Here is a 4986-nt window from a genome sequence, read left to right as displayed (position 1 = left end):
GGCCGGGCCCGGCCTGGACCGAGCAGGGCGACCGAGGCGGCCCTCCGCACGCCGCGGCGGGGCATGGGTCGGCCCCTGCTCCGAGGGGGCGAGCAGGGGCCGGGGGCCGGTGTGGTCAGCCTGCGATGCGTACGGCGTCCCCGAGGACCTGGCGCCACCACTGGACGATGTCGGGCGGGGTCGGGTCGGTGATGACGTACAGGCGGCAGACGGTGCGCACGGCGCCGAGGGACTCTTGCAGTCCGATGATGCGGACCGCCGCGGCCCCGCAGTACGTGAGCCACGCCTCGGGGTTACGGCCGTCCCACATGGCCCGTGACCGGTACGCCTCGTCTTCCTGCGGGCCATAGCCGCGCATCTCGTCCTCGGACATGCCGGCGTCCAGGAGCCGGGTCAGACGCTCGCCCCACGAGCCGAGGGCCGGGGAGCCGAGGAAGGGCCGGAGCGCTCCCGCGATCCACTCACGCGCGGCCCTGGGGTCCTCTTCGAGGGAGGCGGCGGCCCCGGACCGGACCATGTGGAGCATGTCCGCCCCGAGGCGTGCGTGAGCCTCTGCCGCGTCCGGGTAGGTGTCCCACCCTTTCCCCTGCGCCGCCTCGGTGAGCCGCTGGACGTACTCGGGGAGCGTGTCCCGGACCATCGAGCCGTTAGACGTGCCCAGTTGGAGACCGAGGCGGACCGCCTGCCACGGGTGCAGGAAGTCTTTCCCGACCGCGCGGGAGCCTGCCGTCTTGGCCTTGGGGTGCAGACGCACCATGGGAGCGGACCGCCGGTGAAAGCCCAACTCCGGGGACCAGCACCACGGGTCACGCTGATAGGTCAGTGCAAAGTCGGGGTCCGGGCCGGAATGACCGTTGAATGCCTGGCATTTGTGGTCGGTGGTCATGATGCCTTCCGGGAAATGGGTCCTGTATGCCGGAGCGGTCCCGGGCGGGATTGCTCTCCGCCCGGGACCGTGGGGTGTCTTACGCGCCGAAACCGATGCCGGACACCATGACGTAGGCGCCCCATTCGGAGCCGATATCGGCCTCTGCGATGTCTTCCCAAATCGCGTCCATGGCGCCAGCATCTCCGGCCGCCCACGCGTCGACCAACTGATCCCACTTGTCGGGCCGGATGTTGAAACGCCGTACTTCCAAGTCCCTTTGTTGCTGCGGGGCCACGGCCGACTGATTTACCGGGTGGACCTCAACGCGTGTTCCCCGGCCGTTCTTTGAGAGCCGCCGTTTCATCGATCGCACTATGTTCTGGCGCCGGAGACTCTGGTACGCCCGCTCAATCTTGCCGAGGTTGGCTTTGTTCGGCTCACGGTCGCCGGAGAGCCACGCGATAAGCGTGCGCGGCTTGACGTCGATTCCGGCCCGCTCCATTGCGGCGTATCCGCGGGGGGAGTTGGTCAGGTACTTGAGCCGTGCCTCCAACCCCCGCTCCGAGGACACGTCCGACTTGATGGTCCCCGCGAGTTCGTCCAGGCGGCGGGAGATGGCCTCCCCGCCGCTGATGCCCTTGGCGCCCTTGCCGCCGGTTGTCCTACCGCCCATGGCCGATCACTCCCCCACCCGGTACGTACCGCCGTCGCCGTCAACGTCCTTGAGCTTCATCTCCGACAGGGCCCGGCCCTCTGCCCACACCTGGCGCCAGTCGCCCACGACGTGCAGTTCGTCGGTGCCCACGGCCCGGTAGACCGTGAGGCCGGCCTGATGGGCCTTGAGGGCCTTCCGCCAGAGGTTGCCGTGCGCCTGCGCCCGGATGATGTGGGGCCAGTCGGAGCGCTCGATCCAGTGGTTGAAGCGGCTCTCCTTGATCATGGTGCTGACGAACTTGGAGTACATGGGCTTGATGTACTCCAGCGTCACGGTGTCGCCCGTGGCGATCGCCTCTGCTCGCGCGTCCCGCAGCATGTCCCGGAACTGCCGGAGCAGGCTCTCCGAGGACCCCGAGGTCCACGACTCGTGGACGACCGGGGGAGCGCACAGGGAGCCGTACTTCTCCGTGGACAGGTCGCACAGGAGTTGCAGGGTCGGCCGGGTCACCCAGAGCGGGCCGCCTTCCTCCCGGTTGCCCAGGGGGTTGGGCAGGTCGGTGTGTGTCCACTCCGGCGGAGTGATCCGGTACGCGCCCGAGCGGCGGCGGTTGAACTCCGGGCCTTCCTGGTGGACGAGGGTGCCGATCGGCAGGTGCGTGTTCAGGGCCGACAGGTACGCCGCGTTCGTGTCCAGGCGGTCCACCTCGGTCCCGGCCGGGACCGTCTTGTTCGTCCAGTTCGGCCGGGCCTCCCAAATCTGGTTCGCCTGGCGGCCCCGCTTGCGCAGGATCTCCGGCTCGGTCGGGGGGTGCGCGGTGAACTCGTACCGGCCCGTCGTGCGGACCTCTTCGAGCAGCTCCACCGAGTCGGGGATGGCTTGCTTGATGAGAGCCGCGGTCGCCGCGTCGGTGTCGCCCCCGGCCGCTTCCAGGGCCGCCGCGACTCGGTCCGCGATGCTCCGGGCGGTGCGCGGTTCCCGTCGTGCCTGCGGTCGGCCGGCGGGGGGCGCCTCGGTGCGGGGGGCCGGGACCTCTGCCGGCGTCTCCTGCTCTGGCTCGGTCTCCTGCTCGGGGTCCGGCTCCGGGAGGGGTTCGGCCACCGAGGCGGGCCCCGCGTTCACCTCGGGGTCGCAGCCGGGGTGATACCCGCTCGGGTCCGGTGCCTTCGCGTCCAGGGGAGTCCCGCAGCCGCGGCAGATCGGGGCCTCTGGCGCCGTTCTGGGGTCCTGCGGGCCCTGGGGAGCGGCGGGGCCTCCCTGGCCGTCCTGGCCGCCCTGGGGGGGCTGCGGGGTCCCGTCCTCGGTGCCGAAGAAGACCTCCCACGGGACGACCGGGTACCACGGCCGGGCCCGGCCCACGGTGACCCGGTGCAGGTGCTCGTGCTTGTTGTCGCTCCACTGCACGGCCCGGATGATGCCCTTGGCCGCCAGGAGGCGCCGGAGGTTCACGCCCCCGACTGACAGGCCCTTGCCCAACTTCCGCATCTCGGCATCGAGCAGGGTCTCGACCACGGCCAGGCCCTCGGGGAGGGCGTATCCGGCCGGAGCGTCCTTGCGTTCCGAGGTCCAGCCGAGGGCCTCGGTGTACTCGCCCGGGGCGCCGCCCGGGGAGGTGCCGGCGGTCGCGGCGTACAGCCTGCCGGTGCTGAACAGGGTGCGCAGCTCCCGGAGCCACACCTCGTGGGGCTGGTCCTCGGCAAGTTCGGTCACGGTGGCGGTGGCCGCCTCGATGAGGGCCGCCTCGATCTGTGCGAACAGGGCGGCCCGGCGGTCCTCGGTCAGGACTCCGGTCTCTACCGCGAACCGGGTGAACACCTCGGCTGCACAGAGCAGGTGGGCGACGTGCGAGCAGGCCCGGCCGGTCACCTTCTGCTCGTCGCGCAGCTCCGTGCGCAGCTCCCGGAAGCGGTTGGTGAGGAAGGTGGTCACCTGGCCGTGGTTGGCCGCCAGCCACTGGACGTAGGCGGCCCCGGCCTCGGGGAAGTCCTCGATGCGGTCCTGCAGAACGGTGAGCTTGGCCGCGTCGATGTCGCCCTTGTGGACCTGGAAGGGGAACGTACGGTCGTGCGTCGAGCCGGAGTCGAACAGGGGCAGACACTCCGCGGTGACGAACAGGAGGGCCATGCACGCCAGCGTCTTGGCCAGGCCGGGGCCGCGGTGCTTGCGCAGCTTGCGGGGCTGCCGGTTGGTGCCGAGGCGGAGGGCCGACTCCATGGTCCCCTGCGTCTTGTTGGACACCGAGGCGGTCTCACCGCGCTTGTAATCGTCCAGGATGCCGAGACCGTCTTTGCGCTCTCCGAGGAACGTGGCCAGGGCCGGGACGGTGATGTCGGCCGCGGGCAGGAGGTCACTCTCCCCGCGGTATCCGGTCCCGCTGTGCGCCTGGACGATGGCCGCGAACGACGACTTGAAGACGCCGAACACCCGGGCCTGTCCGTCCGACCACATCCAGGGGACGAACCGGGGGAGGTTCTGCGAGCCGAACAGGGAGAGCAGGGGGGCGAGCCAGGCCGCGCACATCGCGGGGGCCGACACGCGCATGACGGCCGCGTCCAGGACCGACAGGGAGAGGGTCACGACCTCCCGGAGCCGGTCCCCGGTCGGTGCCGGCGGGAGGGCCGACTCGTCCGCCGTGGTGTTCACGTTGACGTCGACTTCCCCGGCCGGGCCGAAGCACCGGTCAGCTGAGACGTACACCCATTCCCCGTTGATCTCGTGCCATCCGAGGATGCCGAGGCCCGGGGCCTTGGGGATGGTCCGGCGCTGGACCTTGACCGCTCCGGCCAGGGCCTCCCGGACGTTGCGCACGTCGTGTCCGGCGGCGTGGTCGAACTGGTCCCATGCCGTGCCGTCCCGGAGCGTCTCGGGGGCGAGGTAACCCTCCTGCTCGCGCACCGACACCCGGTAGACCGGGACGTTCTCCGCGTCGGTCCACCACGCCAGGAGGCGGGGGGCCCAGTCCAGGTACACGGTGGGCCTGTCGCCCTTGCGCTTGACGAGGCGGTCCGCTTCCAGGTCCAGGTAAATGCTGTCGGTGCCGGGGATGTGGACGAGGGTCTCCCGGTCCTGCGGGGAGCCGGTGCCGGTGCCGTTGACCACCCGCAGAGGCTTGCGGGGGGCCGGGGTCCGGGCCGGTCGCTCGGTCGTCTGCTCGGTCACCGGTCCGCCCCCGCCCGCGACAGGAGGCGGTCCGCGTAGGACCGGGCGCGGGTCAGGGTCGGCCACCCCGAGGACAGGAGGTCACCGGTAGCGGTGTGGACCCCCCAGCCGCCGCGACCGCGCACGGTCCGGCAGATCAGGAAGGCGGTCTCTCCGTCGGTGACGGTGGTCACCCTGCCGGAGCCGCCGACAGGGGTCACACGGGGATCTGTGGTCAGCACCGGGGCTGACTGGGTACTCTTGGGGGCATGCATTGACGGTCCTTGTCTGGGACTAAGGCCAAGCCTCGGGAGTGGTGTCCCGG

Annotated in this window: 4 protein-coding genes; all 4 read right to left on the bottom strand. The window is 71.0% G+C overall.

Annotated features, from left to right (window positions below; all coding sequences use genetic code 11):
• Positions 1–115: 115 nt before the first annotated feature.
• Positions 116–886, bottom strand: a complete 771-nt coding sequence (locus IE206_RS41975) for a hypothetical protein (RefSeq protein ID WP_189972019.1) — start codon at positions 884–886, stop codon at positions 116–118.
• Between the two features lie 79 nt (positions 887–965).
• Complete coding sequence (locus IE206_RS41970) at positions 966–1541, bottom strand: transcriptional regulator (RefSeq protein WP_189972018.1); 576 nt, start codon at positions 1539–1541, stop codon at positions 966–968.
• A gap of 6 nt (positions 1542–1547) precedes the next feature.
• A complete protein-coding gene (locus IE206_RS41965) occupies positions 1548–4682 on the bottom strand; it encodes a hypothetical protein (protein ID WP_189972017.1) in 3135 nt (1044 codons plus the stop codon).
• Positions 4679–4882, bottom strand: a complete 204-nt coding sequence (locus tag IE206_RS41960) for a hypothetical protein (RefSeq protein ID WP_189972016.1) — start codon at positions 4880–4882, stop codon at positions 4679–4681. Before IE206_RS41960 ends, IE206_RS41965 begins: the two co-directional genes overlap by 4 nt.
• Positions 4883–4986: the final 104 nt, after the last annotated feature.

This window comes from Streptomyces violascens (assembly GCF_014649955.1).
Lineage (GTDB): Bacteria > Actinomycetota > Actinomycetes > Streptomycetales > Streptomycetaceae > Streptomyces > Streptomyces violascens.
This window is presented reverse-complemented; position numbering and strand designations above follow the sequence as displayed.